The sequence below is a fragment of the Pseudomonas serboccidentalis genome (genome assembly GCF_028830055.1).
Lineage (GTDB): Bacteria > Pseudomonadota > Gammaproteobacteria > Pseudomonadales > Pseudomonadaceae > Aquipseudomonas > Aquipseudomonas serboccidentalis.
This window is the reverse complement of sequence record NZ_CP101655.1, coordinates 4,045,019-4,069,207: the sequence shown is the minus strand read 5'-3', so window position 1 is coordinate 4,069,207 and position 24,189 is coordinate 4,045,019. Positions and strand designations below refer to the sequence as shown.

Below are 24,189 nucleotides of genomic sequence, written 5' to 3'. Positions count from 1 at the left end.
CTACAGTGGCTTATTCGCGATCTCCTGCAGGAGTGAGCCTGCTCGCGATGACTTAAGTCGGTACACCGCCAATTTGAAGGAATGAACCATGCTCCAACTGATCCTCGGCGGCGCCCGCTCCGGCAAAAGTCGCCTGGCGGAAAAACTCGCCAGCGACAGCCAACTGGCCGTCACCTACATCGCCACCAGCCAGCCGCTGGACGGCGAAATGAACGAGCGTGTCGCCCATCACCGCGCCCGTCGTCCGGCCGAATGGGCGCTGATCGAAGAGCCGCTGGAACTGGCCCGTGTCCTGCGTGAAAACGCCCGCGCCGAGCGTTGCCTGCTGGTGGATTGCCTGACGCTGTGGCTGACCAATCTGCTGATGCTTGACGACGCCGAGCGTCTCGCCGCTGAGCGCGAAGCCCTGCTGGATTGCCTGGCGTCATTGCCAGGGGACATCATTTTTGTCAGCAACGAGACCGGAATGGGTGTCGTGCCGCTGGGCGAATTGACTCGCCGCTACGTCGATGCAGCCGGTTGGCTGCATCAAGCTCTGGCTGAGCGCTGTCAGCGTGTCGTCCTGACTGTCGCCGGCCTGCCCCTGACCCTGAAAGGACCTGCGTTATGACTCAAGCGTGGTGGTTGAACCCGTGCAAACCCGTGAATGCCGAGATCGTTGAACAAGCCGCGGCGCGCCAGCAGCAACTGACCAAACCGGCCGGCTCCCTCGGTCGCCTCGAAACCGTGGCGGTGCAACTGGCCGGATTGCAGGGGCAGATCAAGCCGACGCTTGAGCAGGTCTGGATCGCGATTTTTGCCGGCGACCATGGCGTGGTTGCGGAAGGCGTTTCGGCGTTCCCGCAGGAAGTCACTGGGCAGATGCTGCTCAACTTCGTCAGCGGCGGCGCGGCGATCAGCGTGCTCGCGCGTCAGCTCGATGCGCAGCTGGAAGTGGTGGATCTGGGTACGGTGACGCCGGCGTTGAACCTGCCCGGCGTGTTGCATCTGAATGTCGGCCCGGGCACGGCGAATTTCGCCAAAGGCGCGGCGATGACTCCGGCGCAGGGCGAACTCGCCTTGCAGGCCGGTCGTGACAGCGTACTGCGGGCCAAAGCGGCCGGCGCGCAGTTGTTCATCGGTGGCGAAATGGGCATCGGCAACACCACCGCTGCCAGTGCGCTGGCCTGTGCCTTGCTCGATTGCCCGGTGGTGCATCTGACCGGTCCCGGCACCGGCTTGAATGCCGAAGGCGTCAGCCACAAGGCGCAAGTGATCGAGCGCGCGCTGGCACTGCACGCGGCGCAACGTGGCGATGCGCTGCAAACCCTGTTCAACCTCGGCGGTTTTGAAATCGCCGCCCTGGTCGGCGCGTATCTGGCGTGTGCCCAGGAAGGCGTTGCAGTGCTGGTCGACGGCTTTATCTGCACGGTCGCCGCGTTGGTGGCGGTGCGTCTGAATCCGGCCTGCCGCGAGTGGCTGCTGTTCGGTCATCGTGGCGCCGAGCCGGGCCATCGCCATGTGCTGGAAACCCTCAATGCCGAACCGTTGCTGGAACTCGGCTTGCGTCTGGGCGAGGGCAGCGGGGCGGCGTTGGCGGTGCCGCTGTTGCGTCTGGCCTGCGACCTGCACGGGCAGATGGCGACCTTCGCCGAAGCAGCGGTGGCGGATCGTCCGGCATGACCTTGCGCCTGGATCTGCTGCGTCACGGTGAGACTGAACTGGGCGGCGGTTTGCGCGGCAGCCTTGATGATGCGCTGACGCAAAACGGCTGGGCGCAGATGCGTGCGGCGGTGGTCGCGGGCGGGCCGTGGGATCGGCTGGTCAGTTCGCCGCTGCAGCGTTGTGCGCGGTTTGCCGCAGAACTGGGCGAGCAACTGAATCTGCCGGTGCAGCTGGACAAGGATCTGCAGGAACTGCATTTCGGCGCTTGGGAAGGGCAGAGCGCTGCGGCGTTGATGGAGACCGACGCCGAGGCGCTGGGGCTGTTCTGGGCCGATCCGTATGCCTTTACGCCGCCGCAGGGTGAGCCGGTCAGCGATTTTGCTGCGCGCGTGCTGGGCGCGGTTGCGCGGCTGCATCAGACCTATGCCGGCGAGCGCGTGTTGCTGATCAGTCACGGCGGCGTGATGCGCCTGTTGCTGGCGCAGGCGCGTGGCTTGCCGCGCGAGCAGTTGCTCAATGTCGAAGTCGCGCATGCTTCGCGGTTTTCCCTGACGGTTGCAGCCGATGGCTCGCTCAAGGAAGGTCACTGACATGCTGCCGCTGTGGATCGCCCTGCAATTTCTCAGCAGCTTGCCGATTCGTCTGCCGGGGATGCCGGAGCCGGAACAGCTCGGGCGTTCGTTGCTGTTTTATCCGCTGGTGGGGTTGCTGTTCGGGGTGATTCTCTGGGCGCTGCACCTGGCGTTGGCCGGCGCGCCGTTGTTGCTGCATGCGGCGCTGCTGTTGACGGTGTGGGTGCTGCTCAGCGGCGCGCTGCACCTCGATGGTCTGGCCGACAGCGCCGACGCCTGGCTCGGTGGCTTCGGTGATCGCGAGCGCACGCTGACGATCATGAAGGATCCACGCAGCGGGCCGATTGCTGTGGTGACGCTGGTGCTGGTGTTGTTGCTCAAGTTCACCGCGTTGCTGGCGCTGATCGAGCAAGAGCATGGGGTGACGCTGATCATCGTGCCGTTGCTGGGACGCGCGGCGCTGCTGGGGTTGTTTCTGACCACGCCGTATGTCCGCGCGGGAGGGTTGGGGCAGGCATTGGCTGATCATCTGCCGCGCAGAGCGGGTTGGTGGATGCTTGGGGTGAGTGTGCTGGCCTGTTTGCTGATCGCCGGGGTTAAAGCGATTGTTGCGCTGGTTGTCGCGTTCGTCGGGTTTGTCTGGCTGCGGCGGGTGATGATGCGGCGGTTGGGCGGAACGACGGGCGATACGGCGGGGGCGTTGCTGGAATTGCTGGAGATGGCGGTATTGGTTGGAATGGTGCTGGTCTGATAGGTGTTTGGTGCCTGTTCTGGCCTCATCGCGAGCACCTCACTCCTACAGGGGAATGCGGTCACTTTGTTGGAGTGAGTCTGCTCGCGATAGCCGTTTGCCAGGCACCGGAAACACCCCTGAAAAAACACATGTAACTTGATTTAACACAGTCGCGGGTATATACACGCATCATGCTTCCTTCTCAGTGTTTGTGTACCAACCTGCGTCGCGCCGCTCGTGGCGTCAGCAGGCATTACGACGGCGCTCTCGACGGCTTCGGGATCAACGTTGCCCAGTATTCTTTGCTGTGCAATCTGCAGCGTCTGGATCAACCGAGCATTTCCGAACTGGCCGAAGCCATGGGCCTGGATCGCAGCACCCTGGGGCGCAATCTGCGGGTGCTGGAAGGCGAGGGCCTGGTGGCGCTGGCCGAGGGCGAGGACATGCGCAACCGCATCGTCAGGCTCACCGAAGCCGGCGTGCAGCGCCTGGCGGCGGCGCTGCCAGCCTGGGAGGCGGCGCAACAGCGATTGATCGATCGCCTGGGTGCCGAGAAGCGTGAAACCTTGCTGCGACTGTTGGACGAACTGGCCTGAGGGCCGGTTTTTCCGGATTCAAGCGGGTATATACCCGCGACTGGAGAATAACAATGACATCGATGTGGCGTACGTGCGGTTGGGTGTTGCTGGGAAGTGCGCTGATTCTGGCGTTGTCGTTGGGCGTGCGGCACGGCTTCGGTCTGTTCCTGTCGCCGATGAGCGCACAGTTCGGCTGGGGGCGTGAGGTGTTCGCCTTCGCCATCGCCTTGCAAAACCTGATCTGGGGGCTGGCGCAGCCGTTCACTGGCGCGCTGGCTGACCGCTTCGGTGCGGCGAAAGTGGTGCTGATCGGCGGGGTACTCTACGCCTTGGGCCTGGTGTTCATGGGCCTGTCCGATTCGGCGCTGACCTTGTCGTTGAGCGCAGGTCTGTTGATCGGTATCGGCCTGTCCGGCACCTCGTTCTCGGTGATTCTCGGCGTGGTCGGTCGGGCGGTGCCGCCGGAAAAACGCAGCATGGGCATGGGGATCGCCAGCGCCGCCGGCTCGTTCGGCCAGTTCGCCATGCTGCCGGGTACCCTGGGTTTGATCGGCTGGCTCGGCTGGTCGGCAGCGTTGTTGGTGCTTGGCCTGCTGGTGGCGCTGATCGTGCCGCTGGTGAGCATGCTCAAGGACAAGCCGCTGCCGGTGCTGGGCCATGAACAGACCCTGACTGAAGCGCTGCGCGAAGCCTGTTCGCATTCCGGCTTCTGGCTGCTGGCGTTCGGCTTTTTCGTCTGCGGATTTCAAGTGGTGTTCATCGGTGTGCATCTCCCGGCCTATCTGGTCGATCAGCATCTGCCGGCCACGGTCGGCACCACGGTGCTGGCACTGATCGGGCTGTTCAACATCTTCGGGACTTACACCGCTGGCTGGCTTGGCGGGCGCATGTCCAAGCCGCGTCTGCTGACGGCGTTGTACCTGCTGCGGGCGGTGGTGATCGTGCTGTTCCTGTGGCTGCCGGTGACGACCACCTCGGCCTACCTGTTCGGCATGGCAATGGGCTTCCTGTGGCTGTCGACGGTGCCGTTGACCAACGGTACGGTGGCGACCTTGTTTGGTGTGCGCAATCTGTCCATGCTCGGCGGGATCGTGTTCCTGTTCCATCAGATCGGCTCGTTTCTCGGCGGCTGGTTGGGCGGGGTGGTGTATGACCGTACCGGGAGTTATGACTTGATCTGGCAAGTGGCGGTTCTCTTGAGCCTGCTGGCGGCCGCGCTGAACTGGCCGGTGCGTGAGCGTCCGGTGGCGCGTCTGCAATCCGGTATGAGCGCCGCATGAAACGTTCATGGCCGCGATTCGCCTTCGCTGCACTCGGCGCCGCGTTGCTGGCGCTGGTGTGGTGGGGCTGGCATCAGGGCGGCCTGGCACTGATGCAGCTGGGCATGGGCGCTTGCCTGTAGGCTTTGATGGCGAGTAACGTCGGGGCCTGATGAACTGCTCAAGGATGCCCGACATGCTCATGCGCTGGTGTGCTGTACCCGCGTTGCTGATGGCGTTGACCGGACTGGCCCAGGCCGCTGATTGTCCGGAGGCGCTGCAAGGTTCGCTGCCCAAGCTGCGCGCCAAGGAATCCATCGATCTCTGCCAGCGCTACGCCGGCAAACCGCTGGTGGTGGTCAATACCGCCAGTTTCTGTGGCTTCGCCCCGCAATTCGAGGGGCTTGAAGCGCTCAATCAGCGCTACAAGGCGCAAGGTCTGGAAATGCTCGGCGTGCCGTCCAATGACTTCAAACAGGAGTCCAAGGACAGCGCCGAAACCGCCAAGGTCTGCTACGCCAACTACGGCGTGACGTTCACCATGACCGAGCCGCAGAAAGTCCGGGGCGATGACGCGACTCACCTGTTCAAGGTGCTGGCGGAACAGAGCAGCGCGCCGAAGTGGAACTTCTACAAGTACGTGATCGACCGGCAAGGCAAGGTAATCGCGAACTTCTCCAGCCTGACCAAACCGGATGATCCGGAATTTATCGCGGCGATCGAGAAGGCTATCGCCACCAAACCACTGCAACCATGATCCTGTAGGCGCTGCGGAACGGGTTTGCCGTTCAGCCACAAAAAAGCCCCGCCTCTGCACAGAGAACGGGGCTTTTTTGTGGGCGATGTCCCGTCCTGAATAAGGTTTACACCTTCTGACTTCTTTTCAGGAAGGTGCAATGGATACGGGCACGAAGCGCAGTCAGCGTGATTACACACTGGCTTTTAAATTATCGGTTGTCGACCAGGTCGAAAAAGGCGAGTTGAGTTATAAAGAGGCTCAGCGGCGCTATGGGATTCAGGGGCGGTCGACGGTGCTGGTTTGGTTACGCAAACACGGTCGCCAGGACTGGAGCCTAGGCGCCTCCATTCGCTCCCAGAGGATCAGACCTATGGACGAGCCAACCTTGCCACTGACTCCCGAGCAAAGAATCAAAGAACTCGAGGAACAACTGGCGCTGGCAACTCAGAAAGCCCAATTCTTTGAAGCCGTGGTCGATGTTCTGAAAAATGACTACGGCGTATCTGTCGTAAAAAAGCGACCCGGCAAGTCGTTGCGCAAACCCAAACCCTGAGTGTCAGCAGGGCTTGCCAATTTATGGGAATAAGCCGTCAGGCCTATTACAAACGCAACCGGGTCTACAGGGCTCGGGCCGACCAGGATCAGCAGGTCATAACGTTTGTAGAGAAGGTCCGTGCTCGCCAACCGTGCATCGGCACTCGCAAGCTGCATTCGATGATGCATGAGCAGCGTGAGCAACAGGAGCTCCATGTTGGCCGGGATCGTTTGTTCGCGGTTTTGCGGGAAAGCCGCCAGTTGGTTCGCAGAAAATGGGCGTATCACAAGACGACCGACAGCCATCATCGCTTCCGCCGACACCCCAATCTGCTCAAACCAAGCCCGGAACAAATAGTCGCTACTGGCCCAGAACAGGTCTGGGTGGCCGATATTACGTACCTGCCTACCCGTGATGGTGTTGCCTATTTGAGTTTAGTGACGGATGTCTTTTCGAGAAAAATAGTCGGCTATCACGTGCATGAAAGTCTGCACACCAACTCCGTGGTGCAAGCCTTTCGAATGGCTTTGAAGCGACGTCGAAGCGTTCAGAAACTAGTCCATCACTCGGATCGAGGCGCCCAGTACTGCTCGGCCCTTTATCAAGAAATGCACGCAAAGCATGGCATCACCTGCTCGATGACCGACGGCTACGACTGCTACCAAAACGCCTTGGCAGAGCGGGTCAACGGCATCTTGAAAACAGAGTTCTTGATCCACCGACCTGCGGATTTTGCGCAGGCCACACAGATGGTGCGAGAGGCCGTCACGATCTACAACCAGGAGCGGCCGCACCTCTCTTTAAAATACAAAACGCCCGATGCGGTGCATCGGGCGTTAGGGTGAAACAGGTGTAAACCTATTTCAGGACTAGACACGAGGGATCAGCCTCGCCGTGCAGCATCAGAAGCGATAGGTCGCGCCGACACCGAAACCGTTTGCCGAGTTTTCATACTTGGCGTCGTAGGTCTGGCCACGATCGTTTTGATTGTGGACTTTGACCGACTCTTCCTTCAGGTACGAGTAAGCCACGTCGATGGTCAGGTCTTCGGTCGGGCTCCAGCCGGCACCGATGCTGAAGATGGTCCGGTCGCCGGTCGGGATGCGTGGCGAACGGTCGACGTTGTTGGTCGGTGACTGGTCGAAGGTCAGACCGGTGCGCAGTACCCATTCCTTGTTCAACTGGTACGAAGTACCCACGGCGTAAGCCCAGGAATCGTGCCAGTTCTGGTCTTCGGTGATCTCGCCGAACTGACCCGCCAGCAGCGGCTGCACGCCGGAGTTCTTGACGGTGATCTTTTCCAGCTGGCTCCAGCGGGTCCAGGTGCTACCGGCATAGACGTTCCAGCGATCGTTGATCGCTTGAGTGACGGAGAAGTCCACGGATTCAGGCGTGGTGATCTTCAGCGAAGCGTCGTATTTCTGCTGGGCGCCCAGGCCGACTGCGCCGAGCACGCCGTAGTTGACCTTGGTATTGCCTTCGAGCTTGTAGTCGACTTTCGAGTGGTAGGTCAGACCCAGGCGAGTGGTGTCGGTGGCCTGTACCAGCACGCCGATGTTGTAGCCCAGCGCGGTGTCGTCACCCTTGATCTTGACCTTGCCGTCCGGGGCGGCCTGGGTGATCGAGAGGTTGGATTCCAGCGTGCCGTCGATACGGTTGATGGTTGGACCGAAACCTATCGACACCACGTCGTTGAATTTGTAGCTGACCGTTGGCTGGAAGGTGATGACTTGTACTTCGGACTTGCTGCCGAAGTAGCGGCCGGCAAAGCCTTTTTCGTAGTCGGTAATCAGGCCGAACGGCACGTATACGCCGAGGCCGAATGCCCAATGCTCATCAATCGGTTTGACGTAGAAGCCCATAGGTACGGAGGTGAAGGGCACCATGTCGCCTTTGTTGCTGCCGCCGTTAGGGCTGGAGCTGGCGTCGCTGATATCGGTCTTGGCATCGAGGAATGCAACGCCGCCAGTGACTTGTTCACGCGTGATGCGCGACATGCCGGCAGGGTTGCCATAAACAGTGCTTGCGTCGTCGGCAGAAGAAGATCGTCCAGCGTAACCCGTGCCCATCCCGCTGATGCTGTGTTCGTTGATGGCAAAGCCAGCTGCGAAGATCTGGGTGGATGCCATGGTAACGGCGAGGCTAAGGGTGGTTTTGAGCATGACTTTTTTCATTATTAGAACTCCTGGTGATCACCGGGGCGAAAATTACCAACATTTTCGTTCCAGCGCTATAGCCCCTATGCCTTGAGTTAGAGCGGTTTTGTAGGACAATCCGACCAGAATCGCGACCGGTTGGGCGATCTTTTAAAAGCGGTGGGTCAGCACGCAACCTGATTCATGGGTGAAACACATGTTTGCCAGGCGTACGTGAAGTCGCGCAGACGCCCCTGAGGCTGGAAGGTCTGACGCCAGATTCGCGCCATGCCCAGCAGGTCATCCGGGTCGGGGAGGGTGGGGTGTTGTTCTTCGACCAGCAGCCAGGCGATGGCAGTGGCGTAACGCAGGTTGACGGTCAATTCAAGGTGCGGACCGCTGAGAAAAGCATGCTGGCTGGCAAGGCCGCGAACCAGGCTGGCCCGCTCCGGATCGAGTGCCAGATAGTGGTCCCAAAGGGCCTGGTGGCGATGCTCGGCGATCCGGTAGAGGCCGTGGCCACGGCGGTCATGCAGGGCGGAGCCAAGGGCGGACTGGCTGGCAGCGATGCCCAGCAACAGGGATTCGGCCGTTGCGCAGTGACGTCCCAGATAAATCAGAGTGGGACGGATCACGTAGCGACACAGTTCGCTGGCAGCGATACCCATAATGCCCTCGATTCTTGTAATGGGCGGCGAAACCTGAAGGGGCCTTGGCAGCGGTGGATCGACTCAGGCTCGCCGGAAGCGGATCAAGCCGCTTGAGTTGAAGTGTAGTGTCATATTCGCGACGTAAAGGCCTGTTTTTAAAATATTTCCGGCAGCGAGCCAAAAACGTTATATCCGTTGGTACTTAGGCGCGCAGGGCTAAAAGCGAAACATCGGGCAATAAAAAGCCCCGCATTTTGTGCGGGGCTTTTGCTTTTGCAGCCTTTTCGGCTTTCAGGCAACCAGGGCCTGACGTGTACGGTCGATCACGGCCTGCAGCGGTTCTGCGCTGGAGTATTGATCGGGGTACAGGCGCTCGCTGTGGCGGGCGATCCCGTGTTCATTGACCACGGTGAAGCTGAAGCAGCCTTTGCGAGCGGCCATGATCAGGCAGTTCATCGGAGCAAAAGCATTGGTTAGGGTGCGAATGGCATCCTGAGTCTGGATTTGAGTAGACATAGTTATTAGGTGTTCCTACAAATGACACGGATAAGAACCGTGCAACGTTAAAACGTTCCAGTAACGTCGACCACCATTGGTCGTACGAAGAACCCGACTGGAACAAAGCAGCCAGTTTGAAGCGCTATTAAGTTGGCGCGCTTGGGCTGGCAGGTAGGTACTTAGGAGGACAGGCAACACATCGAGGGCAGAGGTTCTGGGCCCGGGGTGAAGATCCTGATCAATTTGCAGGTTGGTTCGGTCAGAGTAAGTGCTCTTCGCAACACCCTTTGCATTCATTCAAAGGCAGTGCTGGCGCAAGATTTACCTGGAAACCATCGAGGGGTCGTTCCCGCTTTTTTCGGTGAAGGGCTTCTGGGAAGAAGATTGACCGTGGGGATGTGTTCGACCGGAATTGACTTTCAGCTTGGTACTAACGCCGCGGATACTAACGGATCGTTCTGAGCATTGCAAACCCTGCGGCAAAAAAAATTACAACCGGTAGCGCAAGCATGGGGTGGCAGTACTGGCCTCTTCGCGAGCAGGCTCACTCCTACAGGGGATCATGGCCAACCGTGGGAGCGAGCTTGCTCGCGAATGAACCATCCGTCGCCACAAAAGCGTGCAGCTATCTCCATCGCCAACCCGCTTATCCCCAGCCTGAGGACTGAAACGACCCGAAAGAGCGCATCGATATAACCGGGTAACAGGTACTTGTGCACATTAGTTGCGCAAGCTGTAACCACGCTGTCATACCGATCCTGACTCGCATGACTGCCTGTATCAAAAGTTTAAGTCAATGAAAAACATCGCTTTTTTTTGTTGGTGAAAAAATCGTCAGTTTGACTGCGAGCCCCATTCCATAAGGCTTTGCGGAGGTTCGAGAGCGGTTGTCCACTGAGTTATCCACAGCTTCTGTGGATTGTCCCTAGCGCTTGCTCTAGGACGGGCGTGCCGGGTTTTTTTTCGACTTTACCTGTAAGAAAAAGAGAGTAGAGTGGCGCGCCTTCCGATCTGCCCCACAGTGTTTTATGAAGTTTCGCTCAGTATCAGACTCTGTTACCTCCGAACACCCTCGTGTTACCTCTCCCAAGCGATTTTCCGTACGTGTGGCCGAGTGGCTGCTCGACAGTCCGCGTCTGGGCGATAGCCGCAATGCCAAGCACCTGGCGGGGCGTCTGCTCAAGCAACCGGCACGCGAAGGTGTGGTCGCGGCGCAAAGCCGTCTCGGTCAGTTGATGTGCCGTGAGTGCGGCAATGCCCGGGATCGGCGTATCGGTCAAGACCTGCTGCGTCAGGCCGCCCGGGCCGGTGATCGACGTGCGCAACAGGAACTCGGTCTGCTCGAAGACTGAGCTGTCCAACGCCCCACACCTTGGTTAACCTTCAGGCTTTATCGAATCGGCAGGAGTGGCTATGGCTATGGACTTGACCAGCGTGTTGCTCGGTCTGGCGGGCGCGGGGTTGCCGCTGCTGGCGCTGGCCTGGCAACTGCAGCGCCGGGCGAGCAACGGACAAGCCGAGGTCGCCTTGCTCGAAGAGCGACTGGCCATGGCGCAACTGGCGCAGGACGGGCTCAACGCGCAGCTGGACGCCAGCCGCGATGAGGCGGTCGATCTCGCTCAGGCCAACGCCGCCAAGCAGGCTGAACTGGCCGCCTTGCGCCGGGAAGTCGAGCTGCTGCAGATCGAGCGCGATGATGCTCGGGATGCGTCCCACGCCTGGAACATCGAGCGCGCCAACAAGGAAGCCGAACTGCGGCGTCTCGATGCCCAGGCCGCCTCGCTAAATGCCGAACTGCGCGAACAACAGGAAAGCCACCAACAACGCCTCAACGACCTGCAAGGTTCGCGCGATGAGCTGCGGGCACAGTTCGCCGAACTGGCCGGCAAGATTTTCGATGAGCGCGAGCAGCGCTTCGCCGAGACCAGCCAGCAGCGCCTGGGGCAGTTGCTCGACCCATTGAAAGAACGTATCCAGTCCTTCGAAAAGCGCGTGGAAGAAAGCTATCAGGCCGAAGCCCGCGAACGCTTCTCGCTGGCCAAGGAACTGGAGCGTCTGCAGCAGCTGAACCTGCGTCTGAGCGACGAAGCGACCAACCTGACCCGCGCCCTGAAAGGTCAGAAGACCCAAGGCAATTGGGGTGAGCTGATTCTTGAGCGGGTGCTGGAGCACGCAGGGCTTGAGAAGGGCCGTGAGTACCAGACTCAGGTCAACCTCAAGGGCCCGGACGGCGAGCGCTTCCAGCCGGACGTGGTCATTTACCTGCCGGGCGACAAGCAGGTGGTGGTCGACTCCAAAGTCAGTCTCACCGCTTATCAGCAGTACGTCGCTGCTGAAGACGACAGCATCGGCCAGATCGCGATCAAGCAGCACGTGCTGTCGCTGCGCAGTCACGTCAAAGGCCTCGCCGGCAAGGACTACAAACGCCTGGAAGGCTTGCACAGCCTCGATTTCGTGTTGCTGTTCGTGCCGATCGAGGCGGCATTTTCCGCCGCGCTGCAAGCCGAGCCGACGCTGTTTCAGGAAGCGTTCGACCGCAACATCGTAATCGTCAGCCCGACCACCTTGCTGGCGACGTTGCGGGTGATCGACAGCCTGTGGAAGCAGGAGCGGCAAAGCCAGAACGCCCGGGAAATCGCCGAGCGTGCCGGCTGGCTGTACGACAAGTTCGTGCTGTTCATTCAGGATCTGGACGAGGTCGGCAATCGCCTGCAACAGCTGGACAAGGCCTACAGCTCGGCGCGCAACAAACTCACGGAAGGACGCGGGAATCTGGTCAGCCGTAGCGAGCAGCTCAAGCTGCTTGGGGCGCGGGCGAGCAAGAGTCTGCCGGCGGACTTGCTGGAGCGGGCGATGACGGATGTCGATGGTCTGGTCGAACTGCCAGAGTGAAGATCAAAAGATCGCAGCCTGCGGCAGCTCCTACATTGGAATCGTAATCATCCTGTAGGAGCTGCCGCAGGCTGCGATCTTTTCAGAGCGGCACATACCGACTCAACAACGCCCGCAACGCCGCCGGTTTCACTGGTTTGGCCAGATAATCCAGCCCCGCCGCGTGCACCTGTGCCACGGTTTCCGGGCGACCATCGGCACTGATCACCACCCCCGGCACGGGCTCTCCCAGCGTGGTGCGCAGCCACGCCATCAGCTCCGTTCCGGTATCGCCGTGGTCGAGGTGATAGTCGACCAATGCCAGTTGCGGCCGCACGCCATCGTTCAGCAACGCCGCGCATTCCTCGCGATTGCGCGCCGTCCACACCTGACAGCCCCAACGGGTCAGCAGGCTGTTCATGCCAATCAGAATGCTGTCTTCATTATCGATGCACAGCACCTGCGCGCCGCTGAGCAGCTTGCCGTTCAACTCGACGGCAGCATTCGCCGGCACCGATTGCGCTCGGGCCAGCGGCACGCTGACGCTGAACACGCTGCCACGCCCTGGCCATGAGCGTACACGCAGCGTATGGCCCAGCACCCGGCACAAGCCATCGGCAATCGCCAGGCCCAGCCCGAGGCCTTTTTCGGCGCGGGTCTGATGGCTGTCGAGGCGTTTGAACTCCTCGAAAATCACCTGTTGCTTGTCTTCCGGAATGCCCGGCCCGCGATCCCACACTTCCAGGCACAGTTCGCCGCCGCGTCGCCGCACGCCCAACAGCACCGGCCCCTTGGCGTAGCGGAAGGCGTTGGTGAGGAAGTTCTGCAGAATCCGCCGCAGCAATTTGATGTCGCTGTCGATGCGCAATTGGCTGCCACGCACGCGGAAGGTCAAGCCTTGCTCCTGGGCCAGCGCCTTGAATTCGGCGCCGAGCGTATCGAACAGCTCGTTGAGCGCAAATGGCTTGCGATCCGGGTTGATCTTGCCGTTTTCCAGGCGGGAAATATCCAGCAGGTCGCTGATCAGGTCTTCCGCCGAGCGCAGCGAACTGTCGAGGTGTTGCACCAGTTGTTGCGCCTCGCTGCTCAAGCCGTCGTCCTGATGGGACAGGGCGGCGGAGAACAGGCGCGCGGCGTTCAGCGGCTGCATCAGGTCATGGCTGACCGCCGCGAGAAAGCGGGTTTTCGACTGGTTGGCAGCCTCGGCATTGCCCTTGGCTTCGGTCAGTGCGACGTTGAGCTGCGACAGTTCCTGGGTGCGCTCGCTGACGCGCTGCTCCAGCCCTTCGTTGGCCTCGGTCAGCGCCTGCTCGGCTTCGCGGAACGCGGTGATGTCGGTGAAGCTCATGACGAACCCGCCGCCGGGCATCGGGTTGCCGATCAGCTCGATCACCCGGCCGTTGGGGAACAAGCGTTCCGAGGTGTGCGCGCGGCCCTGACGCATCCAGTGCAGGCGCCGGGCAACGTGGACTTCCGCCTCTCCGGGGCCGCACAAGCCACGTTCGGCGTTGTAGCGAATGATGTCGGCAATCGGCCGGCCGACACTGATCAAGCCGTCCGGGTAGTTGAACAACTCCAGATAACGGCGGTTCCAGGCCACCAGTTTCAGCGACTGGTCGACCACGCTGATGCCCTGGGTGATGTTCTCGATTGCGCCTTGCAGCAGGGCGCGGTTGAACTGCAGGACTTCGGAGGCTTCGTCGGCGATACGCACCACGTCCTCGAGCTGCATTTCCCGACCTTCAATCGCAGCTTTGACCACCGCGCGCGTCGAAGAGGCACCGAGCACACCGGCCAGCAGGCGTTCGGTGTGGGCGATCCATTCGCCGTCGGCGTTCTGGTTCGGGTTGAAACCCTTGCCCTGACGGTAGGCAAAACGAATGAAGCTCTGCCGCGCACGTTCTTCACCGACAAACCGCGCCGCGAGTTGCAGCAAATCATCAATCTGCACCGCGAGCATCGAGCGTGCATTCGGGCGAGCGCTGATTTCCTGACCAATGAAGCGCCCGGCCTGCCAGTGTTCCGAGACCCGCGTGCGCGACAGCACCGAGACCCAGGCGAAGAGGGTGAAGTTGCCCGCCAGCGACAGCACCACGCCTTGGGTCAGCGGGGTGATCGGCAGGTTCAGCGGGTTGCTGTGCAGCCACGCCAGCCCGGGGAAAGTGCTCAGCGACCAGCCCAGGCTGTGGGCGGCAATCGGCAGGACCAGTGTGTAGAACCAGAGGAACGTACCGGCGGCCAGGCCCGCGAAAACGCCACGGCGGTTGGCCTGTTTCCAGTACAGCGCGCCGAGCATCGCCGGGGCCAGTTGGGTGACGGCGGCGAAGGCGATCTGGCCGATGGTCGCCAGGCTCGCCGTGGAGCCGAGCAAGCGGTAGCTGACGTAGGCCAGCAGCAGAATCAGCACAATGCTCAGGCGGCGCACCGAGAGCATCCACTGGCGGAACACTTCGAACGGGCGCTCGGCGTTGTTGCGCCGCAGCAGCCACGGCAACAGCATGTCGTTGGAGACCATGGTCGACAGCGCCACACTGGCGACGATCACCATGCCGGTGGCCGCCGATGCACCGCCGATAAACGCCAGCAGCGCCAAGGCCGGATGGGCCTGGGCCAGCGGCAGGCTGATCACGAACGAGTCGGGCAGCACGTGACTGGGCAGCATCATCTGCCCGGCGAGGGCGATCGGCACCACGAACAGCGCGGCCAGCGCCAGATAGGCCGGGAACACCCACTTGGCCAGACGCAGGTCCTGCGGGTCGATGTTCTCCACCACCGTGACGTGAAACTGCCGTGGCAGGCAGATGATCGCCATCATCGCCACCCCGGTCTGCACCACCATCGATGGCCAGTTGATGGTTTCTTTCCAGTATTCCTCAAGCCGTGGCGCGAGCATCGCTTGATTGAACAGGTCGTCAAAACCGTCGTACAGCCCGTAGGTCACGAACGCGCCGACAGCGAGAAAGGCGAACAGCTTGACCAGCGATTCGAACGCGATTGCCAGGACCATGCCCCGGTGGTGCTCGGTGGCGTCGAGGTTGCGCGTACCGAAGACGATGGTGAACAGCGCCAGCACCAACGACACGATCAGCGCGGTGTCCTGGGCGCGGGTGCCCATGGCGTCGGCACCGGCGCCGATCAACAGGTTCACGCCGAGGACGATGCCTTTGAGTTGCAGGGCGATGTACGGTAGGACGCCAACCAGACAGATCAACGCGACCACCACCGCCAGCGATTGCGATTTGCCGTAGCGCGCGGCGATGAAGTCGGCAATCGAGGTGATGTTCTCCTGTTTGCTGATCATCACCATTTTCTGCAGGACCCACGGCGCGCCCAGCAGCAACAGGATCGGCCCGAGGTAGATCGGCAGGAATGACCACAGTTGTTCGGCGGCCTGGCCGACTGCGCCGAAGAACGTCCAGCTGGTGCAATAAACGGCCAGCGACAGGCTGTACACCCACGCGCGCATCCGCGGCGGCAACGGGGTGCTGCGACGGTCGCCGTAGAAGGCGATGGCGAACATGATGGCCATATAGGCCAGGGCGACGGCGGCGATCAGCCCGGTGGACAACGACATGCAACACTCCCGACAGAAGACTCCCCGGCAGTCCTGCCCGGGCGGACAGTCTCGCATGAGTGCGGCGGTTAGTCAGTGTCGACCAAGGTCGCGGCGTGGCGGGGTGTCGCAGTGATGAAATCGGGTGGTTTTTGCGGGACGTTGCCGAATACAAAAACCTGTAGGAGCTGTCGAGTGAAACGAGGCTGCGATCTTTTGATCTTTGCAATCAAGATCAAAAGATCGCAGCGTGCCGCAGCTCCTACATGGGGGGCGGCGTCAGCCCTGTTGCAGTGCGATATCAATCAGCCGATGCAACTCTTCAACCTCCAGCGCCGCCGCCGAAAACAGAATCCGGAACACCACCGGCGCCACCACCAGATTGATCAACCGATCAACGCTCGGCGCCGCTTCATCCGGGTGGCGGTCAATGATGGTCTGCAACTGCGCGCCGAGGATCATCACGCAATACCCCGGCGTGGCGCTGGCCTGCACGTCGCGCATCATGTGGCGCCCGGGTTCGGAGCTCATCTCGTCGAGATACTGCTCGGCCCAGGCGCGGATGTCACCGCGCAGGTCACCGGTCACGGCCGGTTCGCTGTCCGGGCGCATACGGGCGAGGGCGACGTCCGCCAGCAACGCCGCCAGATCACCCCAGCGTCGATAGATCGTCGACGGCGTCACCCCGGCGCGTGCGGCGATTTGCGGCACGGTCACGGTCGAGCGCTCCTGTTCTTGCAGAAGTGCGCGGACTGCCGAATGAATCGACTCTTGCACCCGGGCACTGCGGCCGCCGGGGCGTAAACCTTCTTTAATAGCCATGCGTCAGACCTTAACACAAAGAATTTGCTTTAAGCCAAAGCCAAGTGCACACTCCGCAAAAGCAAAAAATTAGCTTTTGCGGAGTGTGCCCATGACCAGCCTTGCGTCCAACCGTGGCAGCCTGATTTTTCTGGCGATCACCTTACTGAGTTTTCTCGCCGCTTCCACAGCGCCGACCCCGCTCTATCACCTGTATCAGGATCAACTGCACTTTTCGGCAGCGGTGCTGACCCTGATTTTCGGCGTGTATGCCCTGAGTCTGCTGGCAGCCCTGTTGACGGTCGGATCGCTGTCCGACCATCTTGGGCGTAAACCGGTGATTTTTACCGCGGTGCTGCTCAATGCGCTGGCGATGCTGCTGTTTATCTGCGCCGACAGTGTCGCCTGGCTGATCAGCGCGCGGGTGCTGCAAGGTTTCGCCACCGGCATGGCCACCGCCGTTTTGAGTGCGACGCTGCTCGACACCGACCGCCAGCAAGGGCCATTGATCAACAGTGTTGCACCGTTGCTCGGCATGGCGCTGGGCAGCATGGGTTGCGGTTTGCTGGCCGAGTTCGCCCCGGCGCCGTTGCAACTGACTTACTGGCTGCTGCTCGCGCTGTTTGCGTTGCAGGCGGTGTACGTCTGGCGCCTGCCCGAAAGCGTCACCTCGCAGGCCGGAGCCTGGGCTTCGTTGCGGCCGACCCTGCATGTGCCGGTCCAGGCGCGTTCGACCCTGTGGCGCGTGCTGCCGTTGAACACCGCGACCTGGGCCCTTGGCGGCTTTTACGCCTCGCTGGCGCCGTCGCTGGTGCGCACCGCCACGGGTTCGACGTCGAATCTGATCGGCGGTGCGACCGTTTCGGCGTTGACCGTGACAGGCGCGCTGATGATCTTCACCTTGCGCAATCGTCCCGCCAGCAAGGCCCTGCAAATCGGTGCCAGTCTGCTGCCCGCCGGGTTGCTGCTGATTCTGCTCGGCGTGCACAGCGCCAGTCTGCCGCTGTTTTTCCTCGGCACCCTGGTCGCCGGTTGTGGCTTTGGCTCGGGTTTTTTGGGCGCGGTGCGCAGCCTGGTGCCGTTGGCTTTGCCCCATGAACGAGCCGGGTTGATGTCGGCGTATTACGCGCTGAGTTATCTGGCGTTCTGTCTGCCGGCGTTGTTGGCCGGGCATTTGACCCGCACGTTTGGCCTGCTGGCGACCACCGATGGTTACGGCATTGCTTTGATCGTGCTGGCCGTCGGCGCGCTGTTGCTCAGTCTGCGTTCACCCGCGGCCAAGGTTTGCCGCGCGCCATAAGCACGCGGTTTGGGTTAGCCTTGGCCGGCCCTGTATTTTCACGGATCGACACATGAAGATTATCCGCAGCAAGTCGTTCACCGCCGAGCGCGCCTGGGGCGCGCTGGACATCGCCAACATGAACGGCATCACCACGCGCCTGCACTGGACCGACCAGCCGTATAAATGGCACGTCAACGATGGCGAGGAAGTGTTCGTGGTGCTCGACGGTCAGGTGCAGATGCGCTATCGCGAACAGGGTGAGGAAAAGCAGGTGCTGCTTGAGGTCGGCGACATCTTCTACGCCTCGGTCGGCACCGAACACGTGGCGCATCCGCAAGGGGCGGCGCGGATCCTGGTGATAGAAAGCGAAGGCAGTGTTTGACTGCTTATCTGTAAAGTAGATAACAGTTAGAGAAATTACCCGTTATATAGATATTCGATTCGGTTCTACCATGGACTCAACCTCACCTGAGGACAGGAGTTCATGATGACTTGCCCCAACAGCACCAAACCCGGCATCAAGCCGTTCAGCCAGCTTCAGCATCCGCGTGAAGTGATCCGTCAATTCACCCCGAACTGGTTCGCCGCGACCATGGGCACTGGCGTGCTGGCGCTGGCGCTGGCGCAACTGCCGGTGGCGATTCCCGGGCTGCACGCGGTGGCCGAAGGGTTGTGGCTGTTCAACATTCTGTTGTTCACCTTGTTTACATTCGCTTATGCCGCGCGCTGGGTGCTGTTCTTCGATGAGGCGCGGCGGATCTTCGGCCATTCCACTGTGTCGATGTTCTTCGGCACCATTCCCATGGGCCTGGCGACCATCATCAACGGCTTCCTGCTGTTCGGCCTGCCACGCTGGGGCGAGGGCGTGATCCATCTCGCGCAAGTGTTGTGGTGGCTCGACGTGGCGATGTCACTGGCCTGCGGCGTGTTGATCCCCTACATGATGTTTACCCGCCAGGAACACAGCATCGACCAGATGACCGCCGTCTGGCTGTTGCCGGTGGTCGCGGCAGAAGTGGCGGCGGCCAGCGGTGGCTTGCTCGCACCGCATCTGGCCGATGCTCACGCGCAACTGGTGGTGCTGGCCACCAGCTACGTGCTCTGGGCATTTTCCCTGCCCGTGGCGTTCAGCATCCTGACCATCCTGTTGCTGCGTATGGCCTTGCACAAACTGCCTCACGAAAACATGGCCGCTTCGAGCTGGCTGGCTCTCGGCCCGATCGGCACCGGCGCGTTGGGCATGTTGCTGTTGGGCAGCGATGCGCCGGCAATCTTCGCCGCCAACGGTCTGCCGGGCATCGGTGAAATCGCTGCGGGCCTTGGGCTGGTCGCCGGCATCACCCTGTGGGGCTTTGGCTTGTGGTGGATGTTGATGGCGCTGCTGATCACCGCTCGCTACCTGCGTGACGGCATCCCGTTCAACCTCGGCTGGTGGGGGTTCACCTTCCCGCTGGGCGTGTATTCGCTGGCGACCCTCAAGCTCGCCAGCACGCTGAACCTCGGGTTTTTCAGTGTGGTGGGCTGCGTGCTGGTGACCTTGCTGGCGGTGATGTGGCTGATCGTCGGTAAACGCACCCTGCAAGGCGCGTGGCGCGGTGAGCTGTTTGTTTCGCCGTGTATTGCAGGATTGAAGAAATAACCTGAAAAGTTTAGGTAATGTGTGGCCTGGATCGTGGATCGGGATTCCAATATTCAGATCCAGGCCATTCTCTACCGACCTCAGGGAAACACGGAAGATGAGTCACCCCTCACAGTTCAACCTGCTTCGCACCCGGCGCTTCCTGCCGTTTTTCATCACGCAGTCGCTGGGCGCCTTCAACGACAACGTGTTCAAGCAATCGCTGATTCTCGCCATTCTCTATCGGCTGACCATCGAGGGTGACCGTTCGATCTGGGTCAACCTGTGTGCGCTGCTGTTTATCCTGCCGTTCTTTCTGTTTTCGGCGCTGGCCGGGCAGTTCGGGGAAAAATTCGCCAAGGACGCGCTGATCCGTCTGATCAAACTCGCAGAAATCGCGATCATGGCCGTAGGATCGATCGGGTTTCTCTTCGATCACCTGTCGCTGATGCTGGTGGCGCTGTTCGCCATGGGCACCCACTCGGCGCTGTTCGGACCGGTGAAGTACTCGATCCTGCCGCAAGCGTTGCGCGAGGATGAGCTGGTCGGCGGTAACGGTCTGGTGGAGATGGGCACCTTCCTGGCGATCCTCGCCGGGACCATCGGCGCCGGGGTCATCATGTCCTCGACCCATTACGCGCCACTGGTGTCGACTGCGATTGTCGGCATTGCCGTGCTGGGTTACCTCGCCAGTCGCAGCATTCCGCGCGCTGCTGCCGCGTCGCCGGAAATGCGCCTGAACTGGAACATCTTCAGCCAGTCCTGGGCCACCCTCAAACTCGGTCTGGGCCAGACGCCCGCGGTGTCGCGCTCGATTGTCGGCAACTCGTGGTTCTGGTTTGTCGGGGCGATTTACCTGACGCAGATCCCGGCATACGCCAAGGAATGGATGCACGGCGATGAAACCGTGGTCACCCTGATTCTCACCGTGTTCTCGGTCGGCATTGCGCTGGGCTCGATGCTTTGCGAGAAGCTTTCCGGGCGCAAGGTCGAGATCGGTCTGGTGCCGTTTGGCTCGTTCGGTCTGACCGTGTTCGGCCTGTTGCTCTGGTGGCACTCCGGCGGTATCCCGGAAAGTGTCGTCGGCCACAGCTGGATTGAAGTGTTGGGCTTCGTGCATACCTGGGCGGTGTTGGTCGACATTCTCGGCCTCGGCATTTTTGGCGGCTTCTATATTGTGCCGCTGTACGCCTTGATCCAGTCGCGCACCGCCGAAAACGAGCGGGCGCGAGTGATTGCCGCCAACAACATACTCAACGCACTGTTCATGGTGGTGTCGGCGATCGTTTCGATTGTGCTGCTGAGTGTGGTCAAGCTGTCGATTCCGCAGTTGTTCCTGGTGGTCTCGCTGCTGAACATCGGCGTCAACGCCTATATCTTCAAGATCGTCCCCGAGTTCAGCATGCGTTTCATGATCTGGCTGCTCAGCCATTCCATGTACCGCGTCGAGCATCGCAACCTCGACACGATCCCGGACGAGGGCGCGGCGTTGCTGGTGTGCAACCATGTGTCGTTCGTCGATGCGCTGCTGATTGGTGGCGCGGTGCGTCGGCCGATTCGCTTTGTCATGTACTACAAGATCTACAACTTGCCGGTGTTGAACTTTATCTTCCGCACGGCGGGGACGATTCCGATTGCCGGGCGCAACGAAGACATCCAGATCTACGAAAGGGCCTTCACCCGGATTGCCCAGTACCTGAAGGACGGTGAGCTGGTGTGCATCTTCCCGGAAGGCAAGCTGACCACCGACGGCGAGATCAATGAGTTCAAGGGTGGGCTGACGCGGATTCTCGAGGAGACACCGGTGCCGGTGATTCCGCTGGCACTGCAAGGGTTGTGGGGGAGTTTCTTCAGTCGCGATCCGAACAAGGGCCTGTTCAAGCGGTTGTGGTCGCGGGTGACATTGGTGGCGGGTTCGGCGGTAGCGGTTGAAGCGGCGGAGCCAGCGAAGTTGCAGGGCTTGGTGGGCGAATTGCGCGGCGGCGTTCGATAGTTGCCAGCTGATCTGACCTCATCGCGAGCAGGCTCACACCTACATTTGAAATGCGTCCCTGTGTAGGAGTGAGCCTGCTCGCGATAGCGGTAGAGGCCTAGGTGCTAATTTTGAGGCCAATCAAACCAGTGATGATCAATGCCACACTGGCCAGCCGGATCAACGCCATCGACTCGCCAAACAGAATGATCCCGGCAATCACCGTGCCCACGGCACCGACCCCGGTCCAGATCGCGTAGGCCGTGCCCAGCGGCAATTCCTTCATTGCCAAACCCAGCAGGCCAAGGCTGATGGCCATGGCCGCAACGGTCAATACGGTGGGGAGGGGGCGGGTGAAGCCGTCGGTGTATTTCAGGCCGACGGCCCAGCCGACTTCGAACAGGCCGGCGAAAAACAGAATGATCCAGGACATGAGAGACCTCCATCGATTGACGGGGTCGTCCCCAGATTAAGTACTCGATCGAGCCGCAGGGTCGTCCCCGCGTAGTGTGGTTGCCGGCAAGATGTTGCCCAACATCAACCTGAGGATCAAGTTTCGAAATCAGTCGGCTGGCTGCTGCGCCAGTGCCTCACGGTCTTCTTTCTCGCTCATGCGTCGGAAGTAGGTCGAAAGCAGCGCCCCGGAAATGTTGTGCCAGACGCTGAACAACGCGCTCGGCACCGCCGCCAACGGCGAGAAGTGCGCACTCGCCAGCGCCGCGCCCAATCCCGAATTCTGCATGCCGACTTCCAGTGCCAGTGACTTGCGCTGCGCCAACGGCAACTTGAACAGGCGCCCGGTGAAGTAACCCAGCAAGTAGCCGAAGCTGTTGTGCAGCATCACCACCGCCATGATCAGCAGCCCGGACTCGGCGATCTTCGCCTGACTGGCGGCCACCACGGCGGTAACGATGATCACGATGCTGACCACCGACACCAGCGGCAACACCTCCACCGCGTGGCGCACCTTGTCGCCGAGCAACCGTTGCGCAACCACGCCGAGCACGATTGGCAGCAATACCACTTGCAGGATCGACCAGAACAACTCCATGAACGACACCGGCAACCACGCCGAAGCCAGCAGCCAGATCAGCGCGGGGGTCAGCAGCGGAGCGAGCAGGGTGGTCACGGCAGCGATCGCCACCGACAGCGCCAGATCACCGCGGGCCAGCCAGGTCATCACGTTGGAAGACGTGCCGCTTGGGCAGCAACCGACCAGAATCACCCCGACGGCGATTTCCGGCGGCAGGTGAAAGATCTGGCAGAGCAACCACGCCACGCCGGGCATGATCACGAAATGCGCAACCACGCCCAGCGCCACACGCCACGGATGGCGGGCAACGGCAGCGAAGTCGTCGAGTTTGAGGGTCAGGCCCATGCCGAACATCACCAGGCCCAGCAACGGCACGATGGCGCTTTTGAGTCCCAGGAACCATGTCGGCTGCAGGAACGCGATCACGGCGAATATCAGAACCCAGTAAGCGAAGGTGTTGCCGACAAAGCGGCTGAGTGCAGCCAGTGCGCGCATGGCTTGTTCCTTGTTATTAATAATGAACACTACAAAACAACTGTAGGAGTGAGCCTGCTCGCGATAGCGGTTGTTCAGTCAATATTTGCGTTGAATGTCAGTTCCTCATCGCGAGCAGGCTCACTCCTACATTTTGTACATCACAGGTATTTAGATCCCCTGCGGCGTCTCTTCGCCACCCAGCGCTTCAACCAGCGCCGGCAAGAAGTCGCCGAAAGTCAGCATCATCAGGGTGAAGCTGGCGTCCAGTTGACCGAGGGCTTCGTCGCCACCGTCCTGTTCGGCCTGATCCTGCAGCAGGTCTTCGAACTTCAGGCGTTTGACGGTCATCTTGTCATCGAGCATGAACGACAGCTTGTCCTGCCAGGCCAGCGACAGCTGAGTCACGACTTTGCCGGTGCTCAGGTGCAGCTGGATTTCTTCGCTGGTCAGATCCTGACGCTTGCAGCGCACGATGCCGCCGTCTTCGTGGGTGTCGCGCAGCTCGCACTCGTCCAGAACAAAGAAGTCCGGGGCGGCTTGCTGGGTGGTGACCCACTCGGTCATCACGGCGGTCGGTGCGGTTTTCACGGTCAGCGGGCGGACGGGCAGGGTGCCGAGCACTTCACGCATTGTGGAAAGCAGGTCTTCGGCGCGTTTCGGGCTGGCCGAGTTGACCAGGATCAGGCCCTGTTTCGGCGCGATGGCGGCGAAGGTCGACGAGCGGCGGATAAAGGCGCGCGGCAGGAAAGCCTGGATGATTTCATCCTTGATCTGATCGCGTTCCTTTTTATAGACCTTGCGCATCTGCTCGGCTTCGATCTCTTCGACCTTTTCCTTGACCGCGTCGCGCACGACGCTGCCCGGCAGAATACGTTCTTCTTTACGGGCAGCGATCAGCAGGAAATCACCGCTGACGTGCACCAGTGGAGCATCTTCGCCCTTGCCGAACGGCGCGACGAAACCGTAGGTGGTCAACTCCTGGCTTGCACATGGACGAGCCAGTTTGGTGGCCAGTGCAGTTTCCAGCGCCTCGGCATCGACAGGCAGGTCTTGGGTCAGGCGATAGATCAGCAGGTTTTTGAACCACATGGGGTGAGTCTCTCCTTTATACAAAGGGGGGCATTATTGTCTTCGCCGGGTCATAGGCCAACCCTTCTCTAAGCCTTTGGAAGGCCTGAGAAAATTAATTAAAAAAGTGCTTGCCAGAGGTTGGGTCGCTCCGTAGAATGCGCGCCACAC

23 protein-coding genes are annotated in these 24,189 nt (G+C 60.9%); 15 read left to right on the top strand and 8 right to left on the bottom strand.

Translation table 11 applies throughout. The annotated features are described in order from the left end of the window. Window positions 1-88 precede the first annotated feature (88 nt). The 9 genes from cobU to NN484_RS18525 all read left to right on the top strand — a co-directional run bounded on the left by cobU (window position 89) and on the right by NN484_RS18525 (window position 6,905). Window positions 89-610: a bifunctional adenosylcobinamide kinase/adenosylcobinamide-phosphate guanylyltransferase gene (cobU, locus tag NN484_RS18565; RefSeq protein WP_215502969.1), complete on the top strand. Its 522-nt coding sequence runs from the start codon at window positions 89-91 to the stop codon at window positions 608-610. Continuing rightward, window positions 607-1,662: a nicotinate-nucleotide--dimethylbenzimidazole phosphoribosyltransferase gene (gene cobT, locus NN484_RS18560; protein ID WP_274657634.1), complete on the top strand. Its 1,056-nt coding sequence runs from the start codon at window positions 607-609 to the stop codon at window positions 1,660-1,662. Before cobU ends, cobT begins: the two co-directional genes overlap by 4 nt. Continuing rightward, the gene (gene cobC / locus NN484_RS18555) at window positions 1,659-2,234 is read left to right on the top strand and encodes an alpha-ribazole phosphatase family protein (protein ID WP_274657633.1); all 576 of its coding nucleotides are present in this window, start codon (window positions 1,659-1,661) and stop codon (window positions 2,232-2,234) included. The genes cobT and cobC overlap by 4 nt, the downstream gene beginning before the upstream one ends. Before the next feature lies 1 nt (window position 2,235). Beyond that, on the top strand, window positions 2,236-2,967 hold the full coding sequence (locus NN484_RS18550; protein WP_274657632.1) for an adenosylcobinamide-GDP ribazoletransferase: 732 nt from the start codon (window positions 2,236-2,238) through the stop codon (window positions 2,965-2,967). A 173-nt stretch (window positions 2,968-3,140) separates the two neighbouring features. Next, on the top strand, window positions 3,141-3,545 hold the full coding sequence (locus NN484_RS18545; protein ID WP_025111987.1) for a MarR family winged helix-turn-helix transcriptional regulator: 405 nt from the start codon (window positions 3,141-3,143) through the stop codon (window positions 3,543-3,545). Window positions 3,546-3,598: 53 nt separating this feature from the next. Next, window positions 3,599-4,807, top strand: a complete 1,209-nt coding sequence (locus NN484_RS18540) for an MFS transporter (RefSeq protein WP_274657631.1) — start codon at window positions 3,599-3,601, stop codon at window positions 4,805-4,807. Beyond that, entirely contained in the window at window positions 4,804-4,929 is a 126-nt protein-coding gene (locus NN484_RS18535; protein WP_274657630.1) for a hypothetical protein, read from the top strand. The genes NN484_RS18540 and NN484_RS18535 overlap by 4 nt, the downstream gene beginning before the upstream one ends. Before the next feature lie 53 nt (window positions 4,930-4,982). Further along, on the top strand, window positions 4,983-5,543 hold the full coding sequence (locus tag NN484_RS18530; protein ID WP_274657629.1) for a glutathione peroxidase: 561 nt from the start codon (window positions 4,983-4,985) through the stop codon (window positions 5,541-5,543). 139 nt (window positions 5,544-5,682) lie between these two features. Beyond that, a protein-coding gene (locus tag NN484_RS18525; protein WP_425518791.1) for an IS3 family transposase occupies window positions 5,683-6,905 on the top strand; the annotation gives its coding sequence in 2 pieces (ribosomal slippage) (window positions 5,683-6,034 and window positions 6,034-6,905; 1,224 coding nt in all). Window positions 6,906-6,962: 57 nt separating this feature from the next. On the opposite strand, the gene NN484_RS18520 is transcribed toward NN484_RS18525, so the two are convergent. From NN484_RS18520 to NN484_RS18510, 3 genes are all read right to left on the bottom strand, one after another. Then, window positions 6,963-8,234 (bottom strand): OmpP1/FadL family transporter, encoded by a 1,272-nt coding sequence (locus NN484_RS18520; RefSeq protein WP_215502964.1) that lies wholly within the window; start codon window positions 8,232-8,234, stop codon window positions 6,963-6,965. 146 nt (window positions 8,235-8,380) lie between these two features. Next, complete coding sequence (locus tag NN484_RS18515) at window positions 8,381-8,863, bottom strand: hypothetical protein (RefSeq protein WP_127652641.1); 483 nt, start codon at window positions 8,861-8,863, stop codon at window positions 8,381-8,383. A gap of 273 nt (window positions 8,864-9,136) precedes the next feature. Then, window positions 9,137-9,361, bottom strand: a complete 225-nt coding sequence (locus tag NN484_RS18510; RefSeq protein ID WP_108589715.1) for a hypothetical protein — start codon at window positions 9,359-9,361, stop codon at window positions 9,137-9,139. 1,010 nt (window positions 9,362-10,371) lie between these two features. Between NN484_RS18510 and NN484_RS18505 the strand changes: the two genes are divergently transcribed. Beyond that, window positions 10,372-10,695: an SEL1-like repeat protein gene (locus NN484_RS18505; RefSeq protein WP_115987168.1), complete on the top strand. Its 324-nt coding sequence runs from the start codon at window positions 10,372-10,374 to the stop codon at window positions 10,693-10,695. A 175-nt stretch (window positions 10,696-10,870) separates the two neighbouring features. Continuing rightward, entirely contained in the window at window positions 10,871-12,235 is a 1,365-nt protein-coding gene (locus NN484_RS18500; protein ID WP_215502977.1) for a DNA recombination protein RmuC, read from the top strand. 82 nt (window positions 12,236-12,317) lie between these two features. On the opposite strand, the gene NN484_RS18495 is transcribed toward NN484_RS18500, so the two are convergent. Beyond that, window positions 12,318-15,788 (bottom strand): hybrid sensor histidine kinase/response regulator, encoded by a 3,471-nt coding sequence (locus tag NN484_RS18495; RefSeq protein ID WP_274657627.1) that lies wholly within the window; start codon window positions 15,786-15,788, stop codon window positions 12,318-12,320. A 258-nt stretch (window positions 15,789-16,046) separates the two neighbouring features. Further along, complete coding sequence (locus tag NN484_RS18490; RefSeq protein ID WP_274657626.1) at window positions 16,047-16,589, bottom strand: TetR/AcrR family transcriptional regulator; 543 nt, start codon at window positions 16,587-16,589, stop codon at window positions 16,047-16,049. Between the two features lie 91 nt (window positions 16,590-16,680). On the opposite strand from NN484_RS18490, the gene NN484_RS18485 reads away from it, so the two are divergent. The 4 genes from NN484_RS18485 (at window position 16,681) to NN484_RS18470 (ending at window position 21,461) form a co-directional block, all read left to right on the top strand. After that, window positions 16,681-17,868, top strand: coding sequence for an MFS transporter (locus NN484_RS18485; protein WP_274657625.1), 1,188 nt, complete (start codon window positions 16,681-16,683; stop codon window positions 17,866-17,868). 52 nt (window positions 17,869-17,920) lie between these two features. Then, entirely contained in the window at window positions 17,921-18,232 is a 312-nt protein-coding gene (locus tag NN484_RS18480; protein ID WP_027614074.1) for a cupin domain-containing protein, read from the top strand. A gap of 105 nt (window positions 18,233-18,337) precedes the next feature. Then, window positions 18,338-19,489 (top strand): TDT family transporter, encoded by a 1,152-nt coding sequence (locus NN484_RS18475; RefSeq protein WP_274657624.1) that lies wholly within the window; start codon window positions 18,338-18,340, stop codon window positions 19,487-19,489. A gap of 97 nt (window positions 19,490-19,586) precedes the next feature. After that, complete coding sequence (locus tag NN484_RS18470) at window positions 19,587-21,461, top strand: MFS transporter (protein ID WP_215502959.1); 1,875 nt, start codon at window positions 19,587-19,589, stop codon at window positions 21,459-21,461. Window positions 21,462-21,558: 97 nt separating this feature from the next. Here the strand turns inward: NN484_RS18470 and sugE are convergent, their stop codons facing one another. From sugE to rdgC, 3 genes are all read right to left on the bottom strand, one after another. Then, entirely contained in the window at window positions 21,559-21,873 is a 315-nt protein-coding gene (sugE, locus tag NN484_RS18465) for a quaternary ammonium compound efflux SMR transporter SugE (protein ID WP_215502958.1), read from the bottom strand. A 129-nt stretch (window positions 21,874-22,002) separates the two neighbouring features. Beyond that, window positions 22,003-22,968: a bile acid:sodium symporter family protein gene (locus NN484_RS18460; RefSeq protein WP_274657623.1), complete on the bottom strand. Its 966-nt coding sequence runs from the start codon at window positions 22,966-22,968 to the stop codon at window positions 22,003-22,005. Between the two features lie 150 nt (window positions 22,969-23,118). Continuing rightward, a complete protein-coding gene (rdgC, locus tag NN484_RS18455) occupies window positions 23,119-24,039 on the bottom strand; it encodes a recombination-associated protein RdgC (protein ID WP_003223096.1) in 921 nt (306 codons plus the stop codon). Window positions 24,040-24,189 lie beyond the last annotated feature (150 nt).